This is a genomic window from Nocardia asteroides, from assembly GCF_900637185.1.
In the GTDB taxonomy this organism is placed as follows: Bacteria; Actinomycetota; Actinomycetes; order Mycobacteriales; family Mycobacteriaceae; genus Nocardia; species Nocardia asteroides.
Genome location: NZ_LR134352.1, coordinates 3,868,251 through 3,891,823, shown reverse-complemented (window position 1 = coordinate 3,891,823; position 23,573 = coordinate 3,868,251). Strand labels below are relative to the sequence as shown.

General features: G+C 70.6%; 26 protein-coding genes. 14 read left to right on the top strand and 12 right to left on the bottom strand.

The window, feature by feature from the left end:
- Positions 1–51 precede the first annotated feature (51 nt).
- Genes EL493_RS18270 through EL493_RS18255 form a run of 4 tightly spaced genes read right to left on the bottom strand, consistent with a single transcriptional unit; the run spans position 52 to position 2,808 of the window.
- On the bottom strand, positions 52–1,230 hold the full coding sequence (locus EL493_RS18270) for an NAD(P)/FAD-dependent oxidoreductase (RefSeq protein ID WP_019046748.1): 1,179 nt from the start codon (positions 1,228–1,230) through the stop codon (positions 52–54).
- Entirely contained in the window at positions 1,227–1,409 is a 183-nt protein-coding gene (locus tag EL493_RS18265; RefSeq protein ID WP_019046747.1) for a rubredoxin, read from the bottom strand. The genes EL493_RS18270 and EL493_RS18265 overlap by 4 nt, the downstream gene beginning before the upstream one ends.
- Positions 1,406–1,582, bottom strand: coding sequence for a rubredoxin (locus EL493_RS18260; protein WP_019046746.1), 177 nt, complete (start codon positions 1,580–1,582; stop codon positions 1,406–1,408). Before EL493_RS18260 ends, EL493_RS18265 begins: the two co-directional genes overlap by 4 nt.
- Positions 1,582–2,808, bottom strand: coding sequence for an alkane 1-monooxygenase (locus tag EL493_RS18255; RefSeq protein ID WP_019046745.1), 1,227 nt, complete (start codon positions 2,806–2,808; stop codon positions 1,582–1,584). The genes EL493_RS18260 and EL493_RS18255 overlap by 1 nt, the downstream gene beginning before the upstream one ends.
- Positions 2,809–2,951: 143 nt before the next feature.
- Here EL493_RS18255 and EL493_RS18250 point away from each other — a divergent pair, with 143 nt between their 5' ends.
- A complete protein-coding gene (locus EL493_RS18250; RefSeq protein ID WP_019046744.1) occupies positions 2,952–3,554 on the top strand; it encodes a TetR/AcrR family transcriptional regulator in 603 nt (200 codons plus the stop codon).
- A 22-nt stretch (positions 3,555–3,576) separates the two neighbouring features.
- Here EL493_RS18250 and EL493_RS18245 read toward each other — a convergent pair whose 3' ends face one another.
- Together EL493_RS18245 and EL493_RS18240 are read right to left on the bottom strand one after the other, a co-directional pair.
- A complete protein-coding gene (locus EL493_RS18245) occupies positions 3,577–4,149 on the bottom strand; it encodes a cutinase family protein (protein ID WP_019046743.1) in 573 nt (190 codons plus the stop codon).
- A 270-nt stretch (positions 4,150–4,419) separates the two neighbouring features.
- Positions 4,420–4,635 carry a hypothetical protein gene (locus EL493_RS18240; RefSeq protein WP_019046742.1) on the bottom strand — a complete coding sequence of 72 codons (216 nt, stop codon included), beginning with the start codon at positions 4,633–4,635 and terminating at the stop codon, positions 4,420–4,422.
- 93 nt (positions 4,636–4,728) lie between these two features.
- On the opposite strand from EL493_RS18240, the gene EL493_RS18235 reads away from it, so the two are divergent.
- Entirely contained in the window at positions 4,729–6,426 is a 1,698-nt protein-coding gene (locus EL493_RS18235; RefSeq protein ID WP_019046741.1) for an FAD-binding dehydrogenase, read from the top strand.
- Positions 6,427–6,433: 7 nt separating this feature from the next.
- Here EL493_RS18235 and EL493_RS18230 read toward each other — a convergent pair whose 3' ends face one another.
- From EL493_RS18230 to EL493_RS18220, 3 genes are all read right to left on the bottom strand, one after another.
- Complete coding sequence (locus EL493_RS18230) at positions 6,434–7,267, bottom strand: IclR family transcriptional regulator (RefSeq protein WP_019046740.1); 834 nt, start codon at positions 7,265–7,267, stop codon at positions 6,434–6,436.
- A gap of 137 nt (positions 7,268–7,404) precedes the next feature.
- Positions 7,405–8,364, bottom strand: coding sequence for a LysR family transcriptional regulator (locus EL493_RS18225; RefSeq protein ID WP_019046739.1), 960 nt, complete (start codon positions 8,362–8,364; stop codon positions 7,405–7,407).
- A 66-nt stretch (positions 8,365–8,430) separates the two neighbouring features.
- On the bottom strand, positions 8,431–9,036 hold the full coding sequence (locus EL493_RS18220) for a YdcF family protein (protein WP_019046738.1): 606 nt from the start codon (positions 9,034–9,036) through the stop codon (positions 8,431–8,433).
- Positions 9,037–9,145: 109 nt separating this feature from the next.
- Between EL493_RS18220 and EL493_RS18215 the strand changes: the two genes are divergently transcribed.
- On the top strand, positions 9,146–10,153 hold the full coding sequence (locus EL493_RS18215) for a YeiH family protein (protein WP_036836760.1): 1,008 nt from the start codon (positions 9,146–9,148) through the stop codon (positions 10,151–10,153).
- 36 nt (positions 10,154–10,189) lie between these two features.
- Here EL493_RS18215 and EL493_RS18210 read toward each other — a convergent pair whose 3' ends face one another.
- Positions 10,190–11,851: a 2-isopropylmalate synthase gene (locus EL493_RS18210; RefSeq protein WP_019046736.1), complete on the bottom strand. Its 1,662-nt coding sequence runs from the start codon at positions 11,849–11,851 to the stop codon at positions 10,190–10,192.
- Positions 11,852–12,088: 237 nt separating this feature from the next.
- Here EL493_RS18210 and EL493_RS18205 point away from each other — a divergent pair, with 237 nt between their 5' ends.
- The 3 genes from EL493_RS18205 to EL493_RS18195 all read left to right on the top strand — a co-directional run bounded on the left by EL493_RS18205 (position 12,089) and on the right by EL493_RS18195 (position 13,867).
- Positions 12,089–12,760 carry a FadR/GntR family transcriptional regulator gene (locus tag EL493_RS18205; RefSeq protein WP_019046735.1) on the top strand — a complete coding sequence of 224 codons (672 nt, stop codon included), beginning with the start codon at positions 12,089–12,091 and terminating at the stop codon, positions 12,758–12,760.
- On the top strand, positions 12,757–13,542 hold the full coding sequence (locus EL493_RS18200) for an ABC transporter ATP-binding protein (RefSeq protein WP_019046734.1): 786 nt from the start codon (positions 12,757–12,759) through the stop codon (positions 13,540–13,542). The genes EL493_RS18205 and EL493_RS18200 overlap by 4 nt, the downstream gene beginning before the upstream one ends.
- A 61-nt stretch (positions 13,543–13,603) precedes the next feature.
- Positions 13,604–13,867 carry a hypothetical protein gene (locus tag EL493_RS18195; protein WP_019046733.1) on the top strand — a complete coding sequence of 88 codons (264 nt, stop codon included), beginning with the start codon at positions 13,604–13,606 and terminating at the stop codon, positions 13,865–13,867.
- Positions 13,868–13,869: 2 nt separating this feature from the next.
- On the opposite strand, the gene EL493_RS18190 is transcribed toward EL493_RS18195, so the two are convergent.
- Entirely contained in the window at positions 13,870–14,349 is a 480-nt protein-coding gene (locus tag EL493_RS18190) for a hypothetical protein (protein ID WP_019046732.1), read from the bottom strand.
- 100 nt (positions 14,350–14,449) lie between these two features.
- On the opposite strand from EL493_RS18190, the gene EL493_RS18185 reads away from it, so the two are divergent.
- Positions 14,450–14,974, top strand: coding sequence for a DinB family protein (locus EL493_RS18185; protein ID WP_030204107.1), 525 nt, complete (start codon positions 14,450–14,452; stop codon positions 14,972–14,974).
- A 6-nt stretch (positions 14,975–14,980) separates the two neighbouring features.
- On the opposite strand, the gene EL493_RS18180 is transcribed toward EL493_RS18185, so the two are convergent.
- Positions 14,981–15,637, bottom strand: a complete 657-nt coding sequence (locus EL493_RS18180) for an HAD family hydrolase (RefSeq protein ID WP_019046730.1) — start codon at positions 15,635–15,637, stop codon at positions 14,981–14,983.
- Between the two features lie 191 nt (positions 15,638–15,828).
- Between EL493_RS18180 and EL493_RS18175 the strand changes: the two genes are divergently transcribed.
- The 7 genes from EL493_RS18175 to EL493_RS18145 all read left to right on the top strand — a co-directional run bounded on the left by EL493_RS18175 (position 15,829) and on the right by EL493_RS18145 (position 23,488).
- Positions 15,829–16,503 carry a hotdog domain-containing protein gene (locus EL493_RS18175; RefSeq protein ID WP_019046729.1) on the top strand — a complete coding sequence of 225 codons (675 nt, stop codon included), beginning with the start codon at positions 15,829–15,831 and terminating at the stop codon, positions 16,501–16,503.
- 197 nt (positions 16,504–16,700) lie between these two features.
- The gene (locus tag EL493_RS18170; RefSeq protein ID WP_030204106.1) at positions 16,701–17,465 is read left to right on the top strand and encodes a GntR family transcriptional regulator; all 765 of its coding nucleotides are present in this window, start codon (positions 16,701–16,703) and stop codon (positions 17,463–17,465) included.
- Entirely contained in the window at positions 17,466–17,693 is a 228-nt protein-coding gene (locus EL493_RS18165; protein ID WP_019046727.1) for a 4Fe-4S dicluster domain-containing protein, read from the top strand. It abuts the gene before it with no gap.
- A gap of 17 nt (positions 17,694–17,710) precedes the next feature.
- Complete coding sequence (locus tag EL493_RS18160) at positions 17,711–19,141, top strand: ABC transporter substrate-binding protein (RefSeq protein ID WP_019046726.1); 1,431 nt, start codon at positions 17,711–17,713, stop codon at positions 19,139–19,141.
- Positions 19,138–20,019 (top strand): ABC transporter permease, encoded by an 882-nt coding sequence (locus EL493_RS18155; RefSeq protein ID WP_019046725.1) that lies wholly within the window; start codon positions 19,138–19,140, stop codon positions 20,017–20,019. The genes EL493_RS18160 and EL493_RS18155 overlap by 4 nt, the downstream gene beginning before the upstream one ends.
- Positions 20,016–20,759 (top strand): ABC transporter ATP-binding protein, encoded by a 744-nt coding sequence (locus tag EL493_RS18150; RefSeq protein ID WP_019046724.1) that lies wholly within the window; start codon positions 20,016–20,018, stop codon positions 20,757–20,759. The genes EL493_RS18155 and EL493_RS18150 overlap by 4 nt, the downstream gene beginning before the upstream one ends.
- Positions 20,756–23,488, top strand: coding sequence for a fumarate reductase/succinate dehydrogenase flavoprotein subunit (locus EL493_RS18145; protein ID WP_019046723.1), 2,733 nt, complete (start codon positions 20,756–20,758; stop codon positions 23,486–23,488). Before EL493_RS18150 ends, EL493_RS18145 begins: the two co-directional genes overlap by 4 nt.
- Positions 23,489–23,573: the final 85 nt, after the last annotated feature.

The following is a 23,573-nucleotide window of genomic DNA, read 5'->3' as shown; positions in this document are numbered from 1 at the left end:
ACCGTAGGCCCGATCGCGGCCAGTTCCCGGCCGCGATCGGGACACGGCGGGTCAGCTCGCGGCCACCGTGGACTGCCAGGGTTCACCCGCGGCGATCAGTCCGCGAGCCGCACGCAGCTCACGCGGTCTGCCCATGGCGACCGCGCCGACCGGCCGTCCGTCGCGCAGGGCGAGCGCGAGGAAGTCGCGGGCCGCGAGGTCACCGTCGACGCTGAGCTCGTCGTGCGGATGGATCCAGCCGGCGAACTGCATCGACACCCCGTACTGGTCGGTCCAGCCCCACGGCACCTCGGCCGCGGCGGCGGGGTGACCGAGGATCGACATCGCGGCCGCGGCACCGGAGGTCGTCGCCGAATTCCAGTGCTGCCCGCGCTCGAATTCGCCACGCAGCGGGTGGAATCCGGTGGTGACGTCCCCCGCCGCGAACACACCGGCCACCGAGGTGCGGTAGTGCTGGTCGACGACGATGCCGTCGTTCACCGCGATCCCCGCGGCCTCGGCCAGCGCGGTGTCGGGCACCGAGCCCACCGCGACCAGCGCGGCCGCCGCGGAGAAGCTGCGCCCGTCGGCCGCCGTGGCGACGACCCCGTCGCCGCCGTCGGCGAGTTCGCTTGTCGCGACGCCGTTCTCGACCACCACGCCGTGCTCGCGGTGCAGATCGCGCACCAGGTCCGACACCGCGGCGGGCAGCACCCGCTCGAGCAGGGCGGTACCCGCGTCGAGCAAGGTCACCCGAGCGCCCAGGCCGCGCACGGTGGCGGCGACCTCGCAGCCGATCAGCCCGCCGCCGACGATCAGCAGCGACCCGCCGTCGGTGACGGCGGCGCGCAGGGCGCTGATGTCGGCGCGGGTACGCAGGGTGAACACCCGGTCCGACGTCGTCGGCACGGTCCGGGCCCGCGCGCCGGTGGCCAGCAGCAGGCTGTCGTAGCCGATCACCTCACCGGTGCCCGAACGCACGGTGCCTCGGTCGGTGTCGATTTCTTCCACGCCGAAGGCGGGACGCAGGTCGATCCGGTTGTCGGCCCAGAACTTCACCGGTTTCAGCAGCGCCCGGTCGAACGGCGCGGTGCCCGCCAGCAGCTCCTTGGACACCGCGGGCCGCCGGTAGGGCAGGTCCGGTTCGGCGCCGACGAGCACGATCTCGCCGGGGTAGCCCTCGCGCCGCAGGGTCTGGGCCGCGGTGGCACCGGCGACACCGGTGCCGACGACGACGATCCGGCCGCTCATCCGCGACTCACCTCGAGCATCTCGAAGTCGGCTTTGGCGGCGCCGCAGTCCGGGCACGACCAGTCGTCGGGGATGTCGTCCCAGCGGGTGCCGGGTTCGATCCCGTCCTCGGGCCAGCCCAGCGCCTCGTCGTACTCGAAACCGCACTGCACACAACGGAACAGCTTGTAGTCGCTCATCGCGACACCTCCTCGCTCGGCGCGAAGTCGAGCTTCTCGCGGACTCCGCAGTCCGGGCAGCACCAGTCGTCGGGAACCGCCGACCAGGCCGTGCCGGGCGGGAAGCCCTCGCGGGGCGCGCCCGCGGTCTCGTCGTAGCGGTAGTCGCAGACCGGACAGGTGTAGGCGGCCATCAGCGGACTCCGTACTTCGCCAGGACCTTGTCGCGCTTGGCCGGCTGGATGTTCACCCGCGTGATGTCGCCGTCGTAGTGGGCGAGCACCCGCGGATCCATCACCCGACGCCACAGCGGGGTCAGGTAGGCCAGGCCGATCAGGCTGGCGTAGCCGCTGGGCAGTTCGGGCGCGCCGTCCATGTGCCGCAGCGTCTGGTAGCGACGGGTGGGGTTGGCGTGGTGGTCGCTGTGGCGCTGCAGGTGGTACAGGAAGATATTGGTGACGATGTGGTCGGAGTTCCAGCTGTGCTCGGGGGTGCAGCGCTCGTAGCGGCCCGACGCGGTCTTCTGCCGGAGCAGACCGTAGTGCTCGAGGTAGTTCACCGTCTCCAGCAGCGAGAAGCCGTACACGGCCTGGATCAGCAGGAACGGCAGGATCACCGGGCCGAACACCGCCACCAGCGCCGCCCACAGCACCACCGTCATCAGCCACGCGTTGAGCACGTCGTTGTGAATGCTGAACGGGCCCTTGCCCAGTCGCTCGAGCCGGGTGCGCTCGAGCTCCCACGCCGAGAGCAGGCTGCCCCACACGCTGCGCGGCAGGAACGTCCAGAACGACTCGCCGAAGCGGGCGCTGGCCGGATCCTCCGGGGTGGACACGCGCACGTGGTGGCCGCGGTTGTGCTCGATGTAGAAGTGCCCGTACCCGGTCTGGGCCAGGGTGATCTTGGACAGCCACCGTTCCAGCTCGTCCTTCTTGTGGCCGAGTTCGTGCGCGGTGTTGATGCCGATGCCGCCCATCGCGCCGATGGTGAAGGCCAGGCCGATCTTGGAGACCAGGCCGAGGCCGCCGTCGATGCCGAGCCAGGACAGGTTGTCGGCCGACCACAGGTAGCAGGCGATCACCAGGCTGACCAGCTGCAACGGGATGTAGACGTAGGTGCAATACCGGTAGTACCGATCGTGCTCGAGCATCTCCATCACCTCCTCCGGCGGGTTCTTGCCGTCGGGGCCGAAGAAGCGATCCAGGATCGGCAGCAGCACGTACACCAGGATCGGGCCCAGCCACCACCACACCGGCGCCACGGCTTCCCAGCCCAGCGCGTTGAACGCCCAGACGAAGCCGGTGGCCAGCAGCGCCGCACTGGGCGCGACCAGGCCGAACAGCCACAGGTAGCGCTTGGGGTCGCGCCACTGCACGGTGGCGGCCGCCCCTTCGTGGTCGTCGATGCGAGATGTCGTCATTGTCATTCTCCTGATCAACCGATACATCGGCCCAGATAGTGCCGCGTTCGTTTACAACATAGCCCATTGTGTTCCGTATGGATACACTTGAAGCGCAGTTGTTAATGATGAAGCAGAATCGATAGCACATGTACGATGGTCGAGTGGCCGAATCGCCGAACTTTCACGCCGAGATGCGTCAGCTGTTGCGCGACCGCATGCTCGATGCCGCCCGCACGATGGTCGTCACCGAGGGGTGGGGCGCGGTCAACATGTCGCGCGTGGCCAAGGAGGTCGGGGTCAGCAGACCCGTCCTCTATAAGGAGATCGGCACCAAACAGGCGCTCGCGGACGCGCTCATCGAGCGGGAGCTCGGGATCTACCTCGCCGGGATCGCCGACACGCTGGACCGGCATCCGGACGACGCGATCGCCGGGATGACCGCCGCCGCGGACTACGCCCTGCGCAACGCCGGCGACAACACCCTGATCAAGGCCGTGCTCTCCGCGCGCGACGACGGCGACACCGCGCTGCTGCCCGCCCTGATGAGCGATCCGGAGCCGGTGCTCGGCCGCGCGGTCGCCGCGCTCACCGGTACGGTGCGGGCCCGATACCGGCTCGACGCGCTCACCGACGACGAGCTCACCTCGTTCGTCGAGGTGATGGTCCGGCTCACGCTGAGCCATCTGTTCCAGCCCAGCGGCTCGGTCGACCGCGCCGTCGCGCAGATCGGCGCGGTGCTGACCGGAGTCCTGCCCGTCGCCTGAGGACGACGGGCAGGCGGTGGGCTCACAACCGCGAGTCCACCTGGCCGACCGCGTTCGCGAACGCCCAGCTGTAGGCGCCGTGGGCGGTGGGGAACACCCCGCCCGCGCACACCGGATCGCCCGCGGTGCAATAGTTCGCGGTCCGATCGGCGTACAGCGGCGCGACCCCGGCGCCGACGAGCCGCAGCGGGTCGCCGAACAGCAGCACACTCACGACCCGCGAGGACAGTTCCGGCGGCAGCACCCACATGCCGGGGAGCAGCATCATGGCGGGCGAGCCGAGCACCCCGTGGGTGACCGCGGCGCCCTGCGAGTAGCCGACGAGGACGAACCGCTGATCCGGGCAGGCCGCGGCCTGCGCGAGCAGGTGGGTGGTCATGTCCCTGGTGCCGTCCGACACCGAGGACGGAACCAGCAGATCCGCCGGGTACTCGACCCGGTAGGCGGAGGTGTCGACCGGTAGCTGCGCGCTCAGGACCGCGTAGAGCGGGTCGCCGACCACCGAACCCAGGTACCCGGGTTCGTGGGTACCGCGGGCGACGACGACCTCGAGCGTGGCGCAACTCTGCGCCAGCGCCGTCAGTCCCGGTGACATCGCTGTCCCGATCCCCGCGGCCAGTAGCAACACCGACAGCGCTCGCGCCGTGTGTCCTGCGACGTTACGAATTACCTTCCGATAGGCCATGATACCCACCCCTCACGCCGTTGTGAGAATTGATCGATGAGCTGTCTCCGTCGGCCACAACGGCTTTCGGCATGCTCAGGGATGGGATACCCGGCGGAGGGCATAGACCCGGCGCGATCTCGGCATCACTTGCGCCACGGTCGCGTCTCGGATCGCCTGCGGCGCAAGGCCACAAGCGTCTCAGTGCTTCTTGGGCTTCTTTTTCTTCTTCGGCTTGTCGTGGTCGGGCTCCCACTCGTAGCCGGGGACGCCGCGTTCGCAGTAGGAGTTCTCCACCAGCACGTCGCCCTGATCGCGCTCGCACCACCGCTCCGACTTCGAGCAGCCCGCCGTGCCGAGACCGGCCAGGACCGCCAGCACGAGCACACCGGCGCCGGTGCGGGTTCGGATCGTCATGAATTCCCCAGCCTCTCGATCGAAACGTCGCTGGTCAGGACATTTTTCGGAAGATGCCCGTGCCGTCGACGCACCAATGCTACTTTCCGACCCATGACGAGCGCAGCGCCAGGACCGATCGACGACTTCACTCCCGACGCCATCGTCGTCGGCGCGGGCCTGGCCGGCCTGGTCGCCACCCACGAACTGGTGCTGGCCGGGCGCCGGGTGCTGGTCCTGGACCAGGAGAATCGGGCCAATCTGGGCGGCCAGGCGTTCTGGTCGCTGGGCGGGCTGTTCCTGGTGGACAGTCCCGAGCAGCGCAGGCTGGGGATCAAGGACTCCTACGAACTGGCACTGCAGGATTGGCTGGGCTCGGCCGGTTTCGATCGCGACGACGAGGACCGGATGGCCCGGCAGTGGGCCGAAGCCTACGTGCGGTTCGCCACCGACGAGAAGCGGGACTACGTCCACGCCCTGGGTCTGCGCTTCACTCCCCTGGTGCCCTGGGCCGAGCGGGGCGGCAGCCTCGCCGACGGGCACGGCAATTCGGTGCCGCGATTCCATCTCAGCTGGGGTACCGGGCCGGAGGTGCTGCGAATCTTCCTGGAGCCGGTGCTGGCCGGCGAGGCGAAGGGGTTGGTGCGCTTCGGTTTCCGGCACCGGGTCGACGAGCTGATCGTCGAGGACGGCACGGTCACCGGTGTCACCGGCAGTGTCCTCGCACCGAGCGAGACCGACCGGGGCGTCGCGTCGAACCGGGATGTCGTGGACGCGTTCAGCGTGCGCGCGCCTTCGGTGCTGGTGAGTTCGGGCGGCATCGGGCACGCGCACGACCTGATCCGGCGCAACTGGCCGACCGAGCGCCTCGGCCCGTGCCCGGAGACGATGATCTCCGGTGTCCCCGCCTATGTGGACGGCCGGATGCTCGGTATCGCCGAGCAGGCGGGCGCCGCGCTGGTGAACCGGGACCGCATGTGGAACTACACCGAGGGCATCACCAACTGGGATCCGGTCTGGCCCGATCACGGCATCCGGATCCTGCCCGGTCCGTCGTCACTGTGGTTCGACGCCAACGGAATCCGGATGCCCGCGCCGTGTTTCCCCGGCTACGACACCAACGCGACCATCCGCCGCATTCTGTCGACCGGGTACGACTACTCCTGGTTCGTGCTCGACCAGACGATCATCGAGAAGGAGTTCGCGCTGTCGGGCTCCGAGCAGAATCCCGACATCACCGGCAAGGACCTCAAGCTCACGCTGCGCAGCCGCGTCGCCAAGGGCGCGCCGGGTCCGGTGGAGGCGTTCAAGCGTCACGGCGTCGATTTCGTGGTCGCCGACACGCTGTCCGAACTCGTCGACGGGATGAACGCGATCGCGCGCGGACCGAAGCTCGATCCGGCCGAGCTGAAACGCCAGATCGTGGCCAGGGACCGGGAAGTCGGCAATCCCTACACCAAGGACGCGCAGATCGCGGGAATCACCAACGCTCGCAAGTACTTCGGCGACAAGGTGGGCCGTGTGGTGAAACCGCATCGCATCCTCGATCCGGCGCACGGCCCGCTCATCGCGGTCCGGCTCAACATCCTCACCCGCAAGACGCTGGGCGGCCTGCAGACCGATCTCGACTCGCGGGTGCTGCGCACCGACGGCGCGGTATTCCCGGGGCTGTACGCGGCGGGCGAGGTCGCCGGATTCGGCGGGGGCGGCGTCCACGGATACAACGCGCTCGAGGGCACCTTCCTGGGCGGCTGCATCTTCTCCGGCCGGGCCGCCGGACGCGCGATGGCCCGCACCACCGCGGCGGGCTGACGCCGGTCTAGTGGGGGCGGCCGTGCCGGGGGGTCAGGGCGCGCGCCGCTTCCTTGGCCACCTCGGCCAGCGCACGCGCCAGCCGGGCGGTGTCGAGTGCGCTGCGGTCGCCCTGCACGGTGCCCGAGAGCGAGATCGCCGCCACCGCGACACCTCGGCCGCGGATCGGCACCGCCACACAGCCGACCCCGGGCAGCGACTCCTCGGTGTCGACGGCCACGCCCTGACGATTGCGGATCCGCGCCAGTTCCCGGTGCAGTTCGGCACGGTCGACGATGGTGCGGGCGGTACGGGGTGCGGTGTTGCCGCGCAGCGAGGCCTCGGCGATCCCCGGCTCGAGCGTCGCCAGCAGCGCCTTGCCCACGGCGGTGCAGTGCGCGGGCAGCCTGCCGCCGACGCGCGTGGGGATGGCGACCTGGCTGCGGCCACCCGCCCGGTCCAGGAACAGCACCTCGCGCCCGTCGAGCACGGCGAGGTGGCCGATCAGACCGGTGCGCTGGCTCAGGTCGTAGAGCAGCGGCCCGACGACCTCACGCAGTTCATTGTGTTCGGCGGCGAGACCGCCCAGTTCGAGCACGCGCAGGCCGAGCCGGTAACCGCCGGGGGTGTGCGCGAGCCAACGCAGCCGGATCATCTGGTCGAGGATGCGATGCACCGTCGAGCGGGGCAGGCCGGTGCGTTCGGCCAGCCCGAGCAGGGTGAGGGTGGGAGTGGTCGCGTCGAACGCGTCCAGGATCAGCGTCATCCGCTCGATCATCGACGTCGGCGGAGCCCCGGCGGCCCGGCCCGATCCGGTCCACAGGTCCTCCGGCGCCGGTTCGGTCACGATATCGACCGTCATTGATCCCAACCTCCACAGTGTGTAGCGGATACAGACTAGAGCCGCCGACTCCGCTTACGCACCATTTCGCCGGACCGTGGGGTGTCACCAGGCAGTGTGCCCCGAACGTACCGGTCGGTAGGGCAATCTGCGGGTGGCTAGGCCGGTTTCGGCGACGCGGCCGCGCCGCCCGGTGTGGCCGCACGGGCCACCTCGAGCCGGGCGGCCCGGTCGACGAGCAGCTCGCCGGGACCCGACGGCGGACTGGCGCGGCGCCAGATGGCCCGGAACTTGCGGGTCAATCGGTCGGCGTCGGCGCACGGCACCGCCACCAGGGCGCCGGTGGCCAGATCGGGGGCGGCGATGAGCCTGCTCAGCACGGCGGGCGCCATGCCGGTGCGGGCGGCGGCCACGATCGCCGCGGCCGAACCGAGTTCGGCCGCGGGTCCGGCGGGCTGCGCGGCGGTGCTGAGCAGATCCCAGACCGTGTCGCGGGTGCCCGATCCGGGTTCGCGCCACAGCAGCGCGGTGCCGGCGAGTTCGGTCAGCGCGACCGGTGTGGTCCGGCGCGCCCACGGATGGTCGGGGGCGACCACCACGACCAGATCGTCGGTGCCCAGGACCCGGCTGCCGAGGCCGGCGGGCGGATGCGGGCCCTCCACGAAGCCGAGGTCGGCGCCGCCGTCGCGGACCAGCGCGGCGACCTGGGTGGAGTTCTCCACCTCCAGCGAGATCAGCACCTCGGGATGGTCGACGCGCAGCGCCGCCAGCCAGTGCGGAATACGGTGGTCGGCAATGGTTTTGGAGGCGGCGATGCGCAGGCGCGGGGCCTGGGCGGCGCGCAGCCGGTCGACGTCGTCGACGAGGTCGCGCACGGCGGCCAGGACCAGCCGCGCGTGCTCGACCACCGCGCGGCCCGCGTCGGTGAGCTCCGAACCGGTGGGGCCGCGGTCGAGCAGCTTCACCCGCATCCGGCGTTCCAGCGCGCTGATCCGCATGCTCGCCGCGGGCTGGCTGATGCCGTGCCTGCGGGCGGCGGCGCCGAGACTGCCCAGCTCGGCCACCGAGACCAGGAGATCGAGGACCTCGAGGTCGGGTGTTCCGGGTGGCAGCGTCATGCGCCGATTATGGGTGACGGTCCCGGGCGGCCGCCATCAGGCATCGTCGTCCCCGGGCGGCCGCCATCAGGCATCGTCGTCCCCGCGCGCCTCGGCCAGCCGATGCCGCAGGCGCTTGGCCACCCCGTACAGCGCGATGACCGGTTTCAGCGGCAGCCATTCGCCGAACCGGTAGTCGCGGCCGCGCTCGAGCCGGGCCGCCAGCTCGGGGGCCTGCTCGGCCAGATAGTCGCGGGCGGTCGCGGCGTGGGTGGGTAGCGAGACGATCTTGATCCGGTCGACATCCTTCAGGTACGGAATCGCGAAAGCGATGTTCTCCCAGGTGGATCGGCTCGACTCCTCGAGGACGAACTCCCCGCGGTAGCCGCGTTCCAGACGGGCGTAGTCGGCCATCAGCGCGGCCTCGCTCACCGGCCCCGCACAGGCTCCGCCGGACAGCACCAACCGGGTGCGCGGCGCGGCCGCGTCGATCGAGCGCAGCCCCGCGCGCACACGCCACCGGTTCATCGCGTTCGCGCGCGGTCCCGGATCGCGGTAGCCGAGTACCAGAACCGCTTCGGATCCGGGCCGCACCGGTCCGATGCCCCGGCGGGAGGCCCGCCAGTTCATCCATTCGCCCCACAGCATCAGGCCGATGCCGGCGGCCGTGAGGAGCCCGGTTCGTGTCCGCACCTCTCCAGGAAAGCACACCGCGCCGACAGCCTTCCCATAAGCGCACCTTATGGGCACCTGCGAATCCGGCCTCTACCTGGGGATCCCCGGTGCGGCGAAGGTAGGGAGTGTGAATCGCGCGCGCACCTTCGCCCCCGGGCTGATCCTGGCAGCCCTCCTCGCCACCGTGGCTCTGCCGATCGGCAGGGCGCTGCCGATGATCGGCGCGCCGGTGCTGGCGCTGGGCGCGGGCGCGGTCACCGGGATGGTGCTGCGGCGCGGTGACGCGGCGGACGCGTGCTTCGCGCCCGGCCTCGACGTGGCCCGGCAGCGGCTGCTCGGACTGGCGATCGTGTTGCTCGGACTCGGCCTGCCGCTGGGTTCGGTGCTGAGCGTGGGCCGCGAGACCGCGGTCGTGCTGGTCGGCACCCTGGTCGTGGGCGCGATCGCGGCGTTCGTCGTCGGCCGGATGCTGGCAGTCGACCGGGAGTCGGCGACCCTGGTCGCGGTCGGGACGACGATCTGTGGCGCGTCCGCGATCGCGGCGGCCACCGCGGTGCTGCGGCCGGACAAGCAGCGCGTGGCGTACGCGCTGGGCACCATCTTCGTGTTCAATGTCGCCGCGGTGCTGGTGTATCCACCGCTGGGGCGCGCGCTCGGGATGTCACAGCAGGCGTTCGGGCTGTGGGTGGGCACCGCGATCAACGACACCTCCTCGGTGCTGGCGGCCGGTGTCATCTTCGGTGCGGGCGCGGCGCATTTCGCGGTGATCGTGAAACTGGTCCGCAGCCTGGCCATCGTGCCGCTGTGTCTGGGGCTGCATGTCGGCCGGCGCAAGCTCGTCACGGAGACCGGTGTGCCCGCCGGGTCGTTGCGCCAGGCATTCCCCGTGTTCGTGGTGCTGTTCCTCATCGCCTCGATCGTCGCCGGGCTCGGGATCCTGCCCGCCGCGCTCACCGCGCCGCTGGCCACCACCAGCAGCTGGTTGATCGCCGTGGTCCTGGCCGCGATCGGCACCTCGCTCAGCGTCGAGCGGCTGCGCAGCGCGGGTGCGCGCCCGCTCGTGCTCGGTGGCGCGCTCGGCCTGATCCTGGGCGTCGCCAGTCTCGGCCTGATGTTCCTGACCGGCTGGTGCTGACCCGTAGGGCGGCGCACCGCCCTACGGATCCCGCGTCTAGGCAGTGGCATTCACCGCGTGCAACACGGCATCGAGTGCCGCTGCCGAGACCGAGTCGCTCCGGCCGAAGGCCCACCCGGTGCGACCCCCCGCCCGGTATTCGAGGTAGCTCACCGCCGTGCTGTCGGCGCCCTGGTCCACGGAATGCTGGGTCAGGCCCAGGATCTCGATCGGATACCCGGCCGCGGCGAGCGCGGTCACCACCGCGTCCACCGGCCCGATGCCCCGATGCACCGAGTGCACCGTGCGGCCGCCGACGGTGAGCACGACCTCGGTGGACCCGTCGTCGATCCGCCACTGTGACAGCACGACCCGCGGATCGGCGACCGTGTAGGCCTGCTCGAACAGGGTGAACAGTTCCTTCGCGGTGATCTCGGCGCCGGTGCCGTCGGTGTGGTCCTGCACTCTCCGCGCCAGATCGATCTGCAGCCGCCGGGGCAGGTCCAGCCCGTATCCCGTCTGCAGCAAGTACGCGATGCCGCCCTTGCCGGACTGGGAGTTCACCCGGATCACCGCGTCATACGACCGGCCGATATCAGCGGGATCGATCGGCAGGTACGGCACCTGCCACGCCCACTCCCCCTCGGCGACGCCCGCCCGCGCGGCCTGTGCGCGATGCTCGGCCAGGCCCTTGCGGATCGCGTCCTGATGGGTGCCGGAGAAGGCGGTGTGCACGAGATCGCCCACATACGGATGACGTTCGGGGACGGGCAGCCGGGTGCAGTACTCCACCGTGCGGCGGATCCCGTCGATGTCGGAGAAGTCGATCATCGGGTCGACGCCCTGCGCGTGCAGATTCAGGGCCAGGGTCGCCAGGTCGACATTGCCGGTGCGTTCGCCGTTGCCGAAGACGCACCCCTCCACCCGTTGCGCACCTGCCAGCACCGCCAGTTCGGCGCAGGCGACGCCGGTGCCCCGGTCGTTGTGCGGGTGCACCGACAGGATCACCCCGTCGCGGCGGGCCAGGTTGCGGTGCATGTACTCGATCTGGTCGGCGTACACGTTCGGCGTGGCGACCTCCACCGTCGCGGGCAGATTCAGAGTCACCGGCCGCTGCGGGCAGGCCTGCCAGAGCTCGGTCACCGCGTCGCAGATCTCCAGGGCGAAGTCCGGTTCGGTCAGGTTGAACACCTCGGGCGAGAACTGGAACCGCACATTCGGCAGGTCGGCCGCCGCGCGCAGGACGTCGCGGGCGCCGTCCAGGATCAGGGCACGCACCTGCGCGCGGTCCTTGCCGAGAACCACGTCGCGCCAGACCGGCGCGGTGGCGGTATAGAGGTGGATGACGACCTCGTTGGCGAGGCCGCGCACCGACTCCACCGTTCGCTCGATCAGGTCGCGCCGGGCGGGGGTGAAGACCACGATCGTCACGTCGGGTGGTGCGATCGCGGTGGCCGCCAGCAGCCGGACGAAGTCGAAATCGGTCTGCGAGGCGGAGGGATACCCCACCTCGATCTCCTTGTATCCCATGGCGACCAGCAGTTCGAAGAACCGGCGCTTGCGTTCGGGATCCATCGGTTCGGCCAGCGCCTGATTGCCGTCGCGCAGGTCCACCGGCACCCACAGCGGGGCGGCGGTGATCCGTGCGTCGGGCCAATTCCGCTGGGCGAGAGGTACTTCGACGCGCCGGAAGACATCGCGGTAGCGATGCGACGGCATCGACGAACGCCGTTGCCGATTCCAGGCGGGGGTCGAGACTGTGGGGAACGAGGTCATGACTGCACTGCTTCCCGGCCACGCGGGGCCATCGGAGAAAAGTCGACCGGCCACGACGCAGCCCCACGGCGGGGCGGCCGATCGGTCAGGCCCCGCCGTGGCGGCCGAGGAGAAGCGCGGTGCAGTACATGATGGGTACACTTCTACCACAACTCCTCAGACAAGTAGAGAGGTTTTCCGGTGGTTTCGCAGGTACGGCGCCAGCCGCTGGCCGCCCAGGCGGCCGAACTTCTGCTCGCCAGGATCCGCGCCGGCGAGTGGCCGCTGGGGCACCGATTACCCGGTGAGACGCTGCTGGCGGCCCAGCTCGGCGTCGGCCGGTCGACGGTGCGCGAGGCGATCCGCGAGCTCGCGGGCAAGGGCGTGCTCGACAGCAGACAGGGCGCGGGCGTGTTCGTCACCGCGCTCGACATCACCGAGGACTGGGACGTCGTGCTGCGCGGCGCCACCATCGCCGCCGTCATCGAGGCGCGCATCGCGATCGAGGCCGAGGCCGCCGCACTGGCCGCGCGCCGCCGCACCCCCGCCGACCTGCGCGCGATCCGCCGCGCGCTGGCGGGCAGGCGCGCCGACGGGCAGTCGATCGCCGAACACGTCGACGCCGACATGGCCTTCCACCGCGCGGTGATCGTCGCCGCGCACAACGCGGTGCTGACTCAGCTGTTCGACAGCTTCCTGCCCCGGCTACGGCTGGCGATGATCGACATGCTCGCGCTGCGCCCGGTCGCTTCCGAGGACGCCGACCACGCCGCGCACGAACGGCTCGCCGACGCCGTCGCCGACCGGAACCCCACGGCCGCCGCCGAACTCAGCCGCACCCACCTGACCGCCTTGAAGGAGGCTTTCGCATGAGCGCCGTCCCGGTGATCGAACTCGACGAGGTGACCTTCCGCCGCGAGGGCAAGAAGATCATCAACGGCATCTCGCTGACCGTGCGGGCCGGCGAGCACTGGGCGCTGCTCGGGCCCAACGGCGCGGGCAAGAGCACCCTGCTCGGCTTCTGCGGCGCGGTCACCTTCCCCACCACCGGCGCGGTGCGGGTGCTCGGCGAACAGTTCGGCCGGGTGGAACTGGCGCGGCTGCGGCGCTCGATCGGGCACGTGAACCCGCGGCATCCGCTGCGCTACCCGCTGACGGTGCGCGAGGTCGTGCTCACCGGCATCACCGGCACGATCGACACCCCGATGCGCTGGACCCCCACCGCGGACGAGCTGAACCGCGTGGACGCGATCATCGACACCCTCGGTCTGGCGGGCAGGACCGCCGACATCTGGCCGACCCTGTCGCAGGGCGAACGCGGCCGCACGCTCATCGCCCGCGCGCTCGTCAGCGGGCCGCGGGTGCTGCTGCTGGACGAACCGTCCACCGGCCTGGACCTGGCCGCTCGTGAACAGTTGCTCACCACCATCGACACGCTGGACCGCACCCATCCCGAGGTGGCCTCGATCCTGGTGACCCACCATCTCGAGGAACTGCCCAGCACCACCACGCACGCCCTGCTGATCGCCGGTGGCCGCACCGTCGCCGCAGGTCCGGCGGCCGAGGTGATCACCACCGAGCACGTGTCGACCGCCTTCGACCACCCGATCGACGTGCGTTTCGACGAGGGCCGCTGGAGTGCGCGGGCGCGGTGACCCCACCGCGCCGCGTTACGATCGCTGGACAGCACTGGTCGGCACGGACTAGGAGGTTGTCATGCGCATCGTTCACCGGATCGTCGCCACCGCGGGAACCGCCGCGGCCTTGACGCTCGCCGGAACCGGCTTCGCGGCCGCGGCGGAGGAACCGAAACCGCCGTCCTCGCCGCTCGTGCAGTACATCGAGTCGTGGCCGCCCGCGCCGCAGGTCTGCAACCAGATCTGGGATCCGATCGAGGACGCGATCGAGGATTCCGTTCCCCCGATGTGGGAGCCGGAGTTCGACGCCTTCGACGACTGGTGCGAGGGCGACGCCGACTAGCCCTACGGGTCCAGACCGTCGAGGTCCAGGCCGAGCAGTTCGTCGGCCCTGGCCAGCGCGCGATCGAGTTCGTCCGTGACCGCATCCATCACCGACAGACCGTCGAGCATGTCGGTGAGTTCGGCACGCAGCGCGTCGAGTTCGGCGATGTCCGGGTCGACGGTGGTCCACGCGACGGTGTCGCGCCACCAGCGGTCCCGCTGGATCCAGGACCAGACGATGTCGCGGACGAGCAGCGCGTCGGTGGTGAACACCTGGCGCCGGGCGCCGTCGGCGGCGTGCTCGATCTCGTAGGTGCCGTCGTCGAGAAGGCGAGCCTGAAGCCGTTCGTCCGCGGCGCGCGTCAGCAGCAGGAACGGGTGATCGGGCGCGGGATCGGTGGCCGCGGTTCCGGGGTCGGCCGGGTCGACCGCGCGCGGCAGATCGGAGCCGTCGCCGAGGTGGACGACGACCTCCGGCGAATCGTCCCGCTGCGTACCCATCGGGCCAGTGTGCCGGATCGAGCGCTCGCGGCACAGCTCTCGGGCGGAATCGATCGCGGTAGGCCTGCGGCCGTCCTGGTGGCGCGGTACCGTCACCCAGATGACGTGGACAGCACCCGAAGTCCAGCCGGAACGGACCCTCGTCGGAGCGGACGAGCGCCCGATGTTGCAGTCCTGGTTGGACTTTCACCGACAGAGCCTGCTGAACAAGTGTGGCGGGCTCGACGCCGGGCAGCTGGCGACCCGGTCGGTGTCGCCCTCCACGCTGTCGCTGCTCGGACTGGTCCGCCACCTCACCGAAGTCGAGCGCGGGTGGTTCCGGGTGGCCGCCGCCGGCTTGGACGTGGACCCGGTCTACGGGTCCGAGGCGGAGCCGGACGCCGATTTCGACGATCTCGACTCGGTGCCCGCCGAGGCGGCGTTCGCCGCGTTCCACGCCGAGGTCGCCGCCTGTGACGCGGCTGTCGCCGCCCTGCCGCTCGACCACGTCTTCCACGTGCCGTGGCGCTCCGACGGCTACACCCTGCGCTGGGTGTACGTGCACATGATCGAGGAGTACGCCCGGCACAACGGGCACGCCGACCTGCTGCGGGAGCGGATCGACGGGGTGACCGGCAGTTTCTGACCGGGGTCAGGCGGTACCGGTGACCACCTCGGGGGTGAGTTCGTCCAGCGACCCGATGACGACGGCGGCCCGGGCCAGCGCGTCCGGTGCGGGCGGGAACTCCGGGCGTGGGTCGGCGATCACCCGCATCCCGGCCGCGTGGGCGGAAAGCAGCCCATTGGTGGAGTCCTCCACGGCGGTACAGTGCGCCGGATCCACGCTCAGCCGCTGCGCGACGGTCAGGTAGACATCGGGCGCGGGCTTGCCACGGCCGACCTCCTCGGTGGACAGGATCGCCGAGAAGTACTCGAGCAACCCGGCCTTGGCCAGCACCAGGTCGATGAGACTGCGCGGCGAGGAGCTGGCCAGGCCCAGCTTCCACTGCCCGGCGCACCGCTGCACCGCCTCGACCGCGCCCGGCAGCAGCGGGACGTGGTGGGCGTAGCGGTCGGCCATCAGGTCGATGACCTTGGTGGCGAGTTCGTCGAGCGGCATGGCGACGCCGAGGTCGTCGCTCATGTACGCGGCCCACTCCTGGGTGGCCATGCCCATCATCTTGCGTTGCGAATCCGGTTGCCACCGGCCACCTTTGAGATCGACATACTCGTGCCTGACCTGTTCCCAGATGGGTTCGGAATCGATCAGCACGCCGTCCATGTCGAACACAACCGCCGCGATACCCATGCGCCCAGCCTTTCGCCGTTCGTCCGCCGGGCACCCGCGGGCGCGTCGGCGCTTCGGTACGTACAGACCTGTTCGGTGATCGGCACCAAGCCTAATAGAGCCGCGACGGCGGTGGTGAGTCGTGTCACGGGGGCTCGCGGAGTGGGACACCGAGCGCGAACATCCAGCTCGACAGCGATAACGTGTTGCATATGGACGATACACAGGTCGGCAACTCGCTGCCGGACGCAGAGCACCACGAAGGCGGTTTCCGGCCGGTCGCCGAGCTGATCCAGCAGCGCAAGGAGGCGGGGCTGGACAAGACGGTCGGCGGCCCGCACTACGGCGAGCTGATCGAGCAGACCCGCGAGCTGATGGACCGGATGCGCCTGATCAACCCGTCCGACGAGCTGGCCAAGGACGCGATCGCGACGCTCGAGCAGCTCAATGCCCGCCTCGACGCCGCCGTCGTCGACGAGTGGTCGGCGCCCAGCTGGACCCGCACCGATCTGCCCTCGCGCGGCAACATCACGCTGCCGCCGTACACCGTCGACAGCGCCGACGTGGACGGTGTCACCGCCCGGCTCACCTTCCGGACCTTCCACCTGGGCGGCAACAGCGCGGCGCACGGCGGCCAGATCGGGGTGGCCTTCGACGACATCCTGGGCATGACCGCCGCGGTGCACACCGCGGCCGTCACCCGCACGGCCTCGCTGACCATCGACTACCGCTCGATCACCCCGCTCAACCGGGAGCTGACCGTGCGCGCGTGGGTCGAGCGCGTCGACGGCCGCAAGGTGTACCTGCGGGCCACCATGCACGACGGCGAGCGCCTGTGCGCGGAGGCCAACGGACTGTTCATCCTCCTCAAGCCCGGCCAGCCCTGAGCGAACCGGTCGCCGGGCGACATTGCGATCGACGTGATCCGAATGTCGCCCGCACCGGCCGGGGTGGCGCAATACCGCCGCACCGGCCGATCGCCGCAGGTCCTGACGACGACCACCCGGCGTAGAAACATCCCCTGAATCCGGGCCCGATCCGCGTCGGGCCGACGGCCCCATTTCGGCCACTATCGTCGCTGTTCATGCAGGTCAGCGAGAAAACGGCAACGCCGATCCGAGGCCACCGCGCCGATCGGGCGCGACGGGTGGCAGACATCCTGCGCCACCAGATCCTGGCAGGCGCGGTCGAGGGCGCGTTGCCCGGCGAGCAGGAACTCGCCGCCGAACACGGCACCTCCCGCAACACCGTCCGCGAGGCGCTGGCGCTGTTGCGCGACGAAGGGCTCATCGATCGCGCGCCCAAGGTCGGTACCCGTGTCGCGGCCCGCAAATACGATCACGGCCTCGACGCGCTGCTGGGACTGCAGGAGACGCTCAAGCAGCACGGCACCGTCCGCAACGAGGTCCGCGCGGCCACCCACATCACCGCTCCCCCGGCGGTCGCGCGCAGGCTCGGGCTGGCGCCCGGTGACCAGGTCGTCTACATCGAGCGGCTGCGCTTCCTGGCCGATCTGCCGCTGAGCCTGGACCTGACCTATCTCGCGCCCGATGTCGGCGCCGCGGTCCTGGCCGCCGATCTGGCCTCCACCGACGTGTTCGTGCTGCTCGAGCAGGTGACCGGCCAGTCGCTGGGCGAGGCCGACCTCGCCCTGGAGGCGGTCGCGGCCGACCCGCACACCGCGACCACACTCGACACCCCGGCGGGCGCCCCGCTGCTCATGCTCGAACGTCTCACCCACCTCGACGACGGCCGTCCCGTCGATCTCGAGTACATCCGCATGCGCGGTGACCGCATCACCATGCGCGGCAGCCTCACCCGCAGCGCACCCGAATGGAAGGTCCTCTAGATGGCACTCGTCCCCCAGCGTGCCGACGTCCCCGTGACGATCGACGAATCGCTGTGCATCACCGGCTGCACCCTGTGCGTCGACATGTGTCCGCTCGATTCCCTTGCCATCCACGAGGATTCGGGCAAGGCCTACATGCACGTCGACGAGTGCTGGTACTGCGGGCCGTGCGCGGCCCGCTGCCCCACCGGCGCCGTCACCGTCAACATGCCCTATCTGCTCCGCTGAACCCGGGAATTCCACGCATGAAGATCACTCGTCTCGTCCCCGCCGTGCTGGCGCTGGCGCTCACCGCCGCGGGCTGCTCGCTCGACACCACCGACGCCGCACCGGCCGGGACCGTCAAGGTCGTCGTCGGCTATCAGTCCAAGACCATCAACACCGTCACCGCGGGCACCCTGCTCAAGGCGCAGGGCTACCTGGAGCAGCGGCTGCAGCAGATCACCGACGCCGGCGGCGCGAAGTACCAGGTGGAGTGGCAGGACTACGACACCGGCGCGCCGATCACCGCGCAGATGGTGGCGGAGAAGATCGACATCGGCTCGATGGGCGACTACCCGTTGCTGATCAACGGATCCCGCACGCAGGCCAACGAACGCGCGCGGACCGAGCTGGTGTCGATCACCGGCTACAACCCCAAGGGCGCGCTGAACATGGTGGTGGTGGCCAATGATTCACCCGCGCGCTCGCTGCGTGACCTGGCCGGGCAGAAGATCTCGGCCAGCGTGGGGTCGGCGGGACACGGCACGCTCGTGCAGGCGCTGACCCGCGCCGGCATCGACCCGGTCAAGGGTGTGGAGGTACTCAACCAGCAGCCCCAGGTCGGTGCGACGGCACTGGAATCGCATCAGGTGGGGGCGCTCTCGCAGTTCGTGGCGTGGCCGGGTCTGCTGGTGCAGCAGAACAAGGCCAAACTGCTCTACGACGGCGCCGAGCTGAACGTGCCGACCTTCCACGGCGTGGTCGCCCGGCGCGCCTACGCCGCCGATCACCCCGAGGTGCTGCAGGCCTTCCTGGCCGCCCAGCTGGACGCGACGGCGTTCCTCAACGAGAAGCCGTTCGAGGCGGCCGATCTCGTCGCCAAGGGCTCGGGGTTGCCGCAGGAGGTCGTCTACCTCTACAACGGGCCGGGCGGCACCAGCTTCGACACCACTCTCAAGCCGAACCTGATCGCGGCGTTCAAAGACGATGTGGCCTACCTGAAGTCGATCGGTGACTTCGCCGACCTCGACATCGACGCTTTCGTCCAGGACGGGCCGCTGCGCCAGGCTTACGCCGAGACCGGGCGCGGCGACTACGACACCGCGCTCGCCTCGCGGGTGAATCCGAGCAAGGTGACCGGCACCGATCCGATCTGCGCGGTACCGGTGACCGATCCGGCGCTGGCCGGTGAGGTCTGGATCGACGGCGCCGACAAGCCGCAGCCCGCCGCGAACCCCGGCTGCCTGCTGCGGGCCGTGCAAGCGGCGAAGGCGCAGGGCAAGACCATCCGGGCCGTCTACCTGCCCGATGCCGAGCTGGGCACCCGCTGGTTCGCCGACAAGGCGATCTGGCTGCGCGACGGCACACAGTACCTGCCCTTCACCACCCAGGCCGCGGCCGAGCGCTACCGGGCCGCCCATCCCGCCGCCGCGCCGGTCTCCTACGACCAGGCCGTGACGGAAGTCCGCGGATGAGCGCGCCGACCGCCGCGGACGGCCCGGCGATCGCCGGGGCGGACACGGTACCGGCGGCCGCCGCGCCGCAGGTCCGCAGCGAAACCCCCAGCGCTCCAAGCGCTTCGGTCTGGGTGTCCCGGACCATCCGGGTCGCCTCGGTGGCCGCCGCCGTGGGGCTGTGGCAGCTGCTCACCGCCAACGACGTACGCGCCGGGCTCCGGTTCGACACGTTGCCGACCGTCACCGAGATCGTCGCCGAGTTCGGTGAACACCTCGGCACCGGGCAGTACTACCTGGATGTGGCGCAGTCGCTGATCCGGATCGTCACCGGGTTCGGGCTGGCCGCGGTGGTCGGTGTCCTGGCAGGCATCGGGCTGGGCCGCTCGCGGCTGCTGGCGGATGTGTTCGGTCCGCTGGCCGAGCTGGTCCGGCCCATCCCGGCGATCGCGCTGGTGCCGGTGGCGATCCTGCTGTTCCCCAGCGACGAGTCGGGCATCGTGTTCATCACCTTCACCGCGTCGCTGTTCCCGGTGCTGGTCAGCACCCGGCACGCCACCCGCGCGCTGCCGACCATCTGGGAGGACGCCGTGCGCACGCTCGGCGCCTCCCGCCGGGAGGTGCTGACCCGGGTGGTGGTGCCCGGCATCCTGCCCGGGGTGTTCAGCGGCCTGTCGGTCGGCATGGGCGTGGCCTGGATCTGCCTCATCTCCGCGGAGATGATCTCGGGCCGGCTCGGCATCGGCTACCGCACCTGGCAGTCCTACACCATCGTCGACTACCCCGCCGTGTTCGTCGGCATGATCACCATCGGCGTACTCGGCTTCCTCACCTCCGGAATCGTCGAACTGGCGGGGCGCCGGGTCACCCGGTGGCTGCCCAGAGAGGTTGCGTCATGACCACGACCACCGTCGCGCCCGCCGTCTCGGCGGGCATGCGGCTGAGCCTGGAATCGGTGCGGATCAGCTACGGCGCCAAGGCCGTCGTGCACGGCATCGATCTGGAGATCGCGGCCGGGGAGATCCTGGTACTGGTCGGCAAGTCCGGCTGCGGCAAGTCGACGCTGCTGCGCGCGGTCGCCGGGCTGCGCAGTCCCAGCGGCGGCGTCATCCGCGCCGACGGCGACACCGTCACCGGGCCGTCGGCCGACCGCGCCCTGGTATTCCAGGACGACGCGCTGCTGCCCTGGCGCACCGCCCGCGCCAATGTCGAACTGGCGCTGCGGCTGCGGGGCGTTCCGCGCGCCGAACGCGCCGACCGGTCGCGCCGCTGGCTCGACGAGGTCGGGCTCACCGGCTACGCCGACTACCTGCCGCGTGATCTGTCCGGCGGGATGCGCCAGCGGGTGCAGCTGGCCCGCAGCCTGGCCGGCGCCCCGCGCGCGGTCCTGATGGACGAGCCGTTCGGCGCGCTCGACAGCCAGACCCGCGCGGAGATGCAGCGCCTGCTCGTCGACACCTGGCGCGCGCATCCCACCACGATCGTTTTCGTCACCCACGACCTCGACGAGGCGCTGCTGCTCGGCGACCGGATCGCCGTGCTCGGCGACGGTGCGCTGCGCGCGCTCGTCGAGGTGCCCGACCCGCGTGAGCCGGTGGACCGGCAGGCGCTTCGGGACCGAATCCTGGAGTCACTGTGAACATTCCCGACCTGGCCGACCGGCTACGCCTCGACTGCGACGTACTCGTGATCGGCGGTGGCACCGCGGGCACGATGGCCGCGCTCACCGCCGCCGAGGCCGGCGCGAACGTGCTGCTGCTGGAGAAGGCGCACGTGCGGCATTCCGGGGCGCTCGCCATGGGCATGGACGGGGTGAACAACGCCGTCATCCCGGGCAAGGCCGAGCCGGAGGACTACGTCGCCGAGATCACCCGCGCCAACGACGGCATCGTCGACCAGCGCACCGTGTACCAGACCGCCACTCGCGGTTTCGCCATGGTGCAGCGGCTCGAGCGCTACGGCGTGAAGTTCGAGAAGGACGAGTACGGCGAGTACGCGGTGCGCCGCGTGCACCGGTCGGGCTCCTATGTGCTGCCCATGCCCGAGGGCAAGGATGTGAAGAAGGCGCTGTACCGGGTGTTGCGTCAGCGCAGCATGCGCGAGCGGATCCGGATCGAGAACCGGCTGATGCCGGTGCGGGTGCTCACCGAGAACGGCCGGGCGGTCGGCGCGGCCGCATTGAACACGCGCACCGGCGAATTCGTCGCCGTGGGCGCCAAGGCGGTGATCCTGGCGACGGGTCCGTGCGGCAGGCTGGGCCTGCCCGCGTCGGGGTACCTGTACGGCACCTACGAGAACCCCACCAATGCCGGGGACGGCTACGCCATGGCGTATCACGCCGGGGCCGAGCTGTCCGGGATCGAGTGCTTCCAGATCAATCCGCTCATCAAGGACTACAACGGTCCCGCGTGCGCGTATGTCGCGAATCCGTTCGGCGGCTATCAGGTCAATGCCGAGGGTGAGCGGTTCGTCGACTCCGACTACTGGTCCGGGCAGATGATGGCCGAGGTGAAACAGGAGATCGAATCCGCGCGCGGCCCGATCTACCTGAAGGTCTCGCACCTGCCCGACGAGACGCTGTCCACCCTCGAGTCGATCCTGCACACCACCGAGCGCCCCACTCGCGGCACCTTCCACGCCAACCGCGGCCACGACTACCGCACCCACGACATCGAGATGCACATCTCCGAGATCGGTTTGTGCAGCGGGCATTCCGCGTCGGGGGTGTGGGTGGACGAGAACGCCCGCACCACCGTGCCCGGCCTGTACGCCGCGGGTGATCTGGCGTGCGTGCCGCACAACTACATGATCGGCGCGTTCGTCTACGGCGATCTGGCCGGTGCCCATGCCGCGTCCACGCTGGCCGGGGTCGCGGCGCCGGGCGAGCTGCCCGAGGATCAGCTGGCCGACGCCCACGAGCTGATCTACCGGCCGCTGCGCCAGCCCGAGGGCCCGCCGCAACCGCAGGTCGAGTACAAGCTGCGCCGGTTCGTCAACGACTATGTGGCGCCGCCGAAGACCGCGGCCAAGCTGTCGATCGCGGTGGAGACCTTCGAGCGGATGCGCGGTGAGGTCGCCGGGATCGGCGCGCACACACCGCACGAGCTGATGCGGGCCGCGGAGGTGTCGTTCATCCGAGACTGCGCGGAGATGGCGGCCCGCAGTTCGCTGACCCGTACCGAATCCCGCTGGGGCCTCTACCACGACCGTGCCGATCTGCCCCAGCGCGACGACGAGTCGTGGAACTTCCACCTGAACCTGCGCAAGACCGCCGATGGGGCGATGGAGTTCGTGAAGCGTTCGGTGGCGCCGTACCTGGTGCCGGTGCCCGGACTCGACGATGTGCCCTCGGCCGAGCCGATCGTCGAGGTGATCGCCCAGCCCGACCTGGTCGGCACGCGCGCGCCGCAGGAAGCGCCGGTGCGCGAACGGCCGGTCGCGGCCTCACCGTCCTCCCCCCGCCTGGTGACCCTGCTCGCCCTGGATTCGCCTGGCGTCGAGGAGGTTTCGACCTATCTGACCGACCCCGATCCGGTCGTGCGGGTGGCGGCGCTGTCGGTGCTCACCGAGAACACGCCCGACGGGTTCGCACCCGAACTGGTGCGCGCGCTCGGCGACGAGGCGGCCTCGGTGCGCCGGGCCGCCACCGAGAGCCTGCGCGAACTGGTGGAGGTGCTGCCGGACGCCGGCGCCCTGTCCGATCATCTCGGCTCCTCCGACCCGCTGGTGCGCGCCACCGTCATCGATCTGCTGCGTGCGCTGCGCGCGGGGTCGGCCACGGAATTCCATGCGGCGCTGCATGATCCGGACCACCGCGCCAGGATCGAGGCGGTGCGTGCGCTGGTCTCGCTCGACGACGCGGCGGCGGTCGCCACGATCGCCGGCGACGCCAACCGCGAGGTGCGGATCGCCGTGGCCCACGGCCTCGCCTCCATCGGCGCGGGTGGGGTGGAGGTGATCCGGACACTGATCACCGATCCCGATCCGCTGGTACGCGCGGCGGCACTGACCGCCTTTGCCGCCCTGGGAACGGCCGCCGAGGATGTCACCGAACTGGCTGCCGCGTTGAAGCATTCGGCGTGGCAGGTGCGCGTGGGCGCGGCCCGCGGACTCGCAGGCGCCGCACCGGACGCGGCGGTACCGCCCCTGGCGGCCGCGCTGGCCGACCGTCATCTGGACGTACGCAAGGCGGCCGTCCTCGCCCTGTCGACCTGGCCGAGCGACACCGCCGCCGTCGACGCGCTGGAGACGGCCGTCGGAGACCCGGACGCCGATGTCCGCGCCTATGCCCGGCGCGCTGTGGTCGCGGCGGGCCGGACACCGGTCGACGCCACGCGCACCGCCGCCCTGACCGACGCGCACGCATGAGCGGCACAGCGAGACTGTGCCGCAACGCGGGGGCGGCCCGGTCCTCTCGGCGGCACGCCGGTGGGCCGGTACTCCCAGCCGGTGA

Excerpts from the sequence above, each read along its gene's own strand:
- EL493_RS18270 (WP_019046748.1), bottom strand. The coding sequence starts at position 1,230 with ATGAGCGGCCGGATCGTCGTCGTCGGCACCGGTGTCGCCGGTGCCACC.
- EL493_RS18265 (WP_019046747.1), bottom strand. The coding sequence starts at position 1,409 with ATGAGCGACTACAAGCTGTTCCGTTGTGTGCAGTGCGGTTTCGAGTAC.
- EL493_RS18260 (WP_019046746.1), bottom strand. The coding sequence starts at position 1,582 with ATGGCCGCCTACACCTGTCCGGTCTGCGACTACCGCTACGACGAGACC.
- EL493_RS18255 (WP_019046745.1), bottom strand. The coding sequence starts at position 2,808 with ATGACGACATCTCGCATCGACGACCACGAAGGGGCGGCCGCCACCGTG.
- EL493_RS18245 (WP_019046743.1), bottom strand. The coding sequence starts at position 4,149 with ATGTCACCGGGACTGACGGCGCTGGCGCAGAGTTGCGCCACGCTCGAG.
- EL493_RS18240 (WP_019046742.1), bottom strand. The coding sequence starts at position 4,635 with ATGACGATCCGAACCCGCACCGGCGCCGGTGTGCTCGTGCTGGCGGTC.
- EL493_RS18235 (WP_019046741.1), top strand. The coding sequence starts at position 4,729 with ATGACGAGCGCAGCGCCAGGACCGATCGACGACTTCACTCCCGACGCC.
- EL493_RS18230 (WP_019046740.1), bottom strand. The coding sequence starts at position 7,267 with ATGACGGTCGATATCGTGACCGAACCGGCGCCGGAGGACCTGTGGACC.
- EL493_RS18225 (WP_019046739.1), bottom strand. The coding sequence starts at position 8,364 with ATGACGCTGCCACCCGGAACACCCGACCTCGAGGTCCTCGATCTCCTG.
- EL493_RS18210 (WP_019046736.1), bottom strand. The coding sequence starts at position 11,851 with ATGCCGTCGCATCGCTACCGCGATGTCTTCCGGCGCGTCGAAGTACCT.
- EL493_RS18200 (WP_019046734.1), top strand. The coding sequence starts at position 12,757 with ATGAGCGCCGTCCCGGTGATCGAACTCGACGAGGTGACCTTCCGCCGC.
- EL493_RS18195 (WP_019046733.1), top strand. The coding sequence starts at position 13,604 with ATGCGCATCGTTCACCGGATCGTCGCCACCGCGGGAACCGCCGCGGCC.
- EL493_RS18190 (WP_019046732.1), bottom strand. The coding sequence starts at position 14,349 with ATGGGTACGCAGCGGGACGATTCGCCGGAGGTCGTCGTCCACCTCGGC.
- EL493_RS18185 (WP_030204107.1), top strand. The coding sequence starts at position 14,450 with ATGACGTGGACAGCACCCGAAGTCCAGCCGGAACGGACCCTCGTCGGA.
- EL493_RS18180 (WP_019046730.1), bottom strand. The coding sequence starts at position 15,637 with ATGGGTATCGCGGCGGTTGTGTTCGACATGGACGGCGTGCTGATCGAT.
- EL493_RS18175 (WP_019046729.1), top strand. The coding sequence starts at position 15,829 with ATGGACGATACACAGGTCGGCAACTCGCTGCCGGACGCAGAGCACCAC.
- EL493_RS18170 (WP_030204106.1), top strand. The coding sequence starts at position 16,701 with ATGCAGGTCAGCGAGAAAACGGCAACGCCGATCCGAGGCCACCGCGCC.
- EL493_RS18165 (WP_019046727.1), top strand. The coding sequence starts at position 17,466 with ATGGCACTCGTCCCCCAGCGTGCCGACGTCCCCGTGACGATCGACGAA.
- EL493_RS18160 (WP_019046726.1), top strand. The coding sequence starts at position 17,711 with ATGAAGATCACTCGTCTCGTCCCCGCCGTGCTGGCGCTGGCGCTCACC.
- EL493_RS18155 (WP_019046725.1), top strand. The coding sequence starts at position 19,138 with ATGAGCGCGCCGACCGCCGCGGACGGCCCGGCGATCGCCGGGGCGGAC.
- EL493_RS18150 (WP_019046724.1), top strand. The coding sequence starts at position 20,016 with ATGACCACGACCACCGTCGCGCCCGCCGTCTCGGCGGGCATGCGGCTG.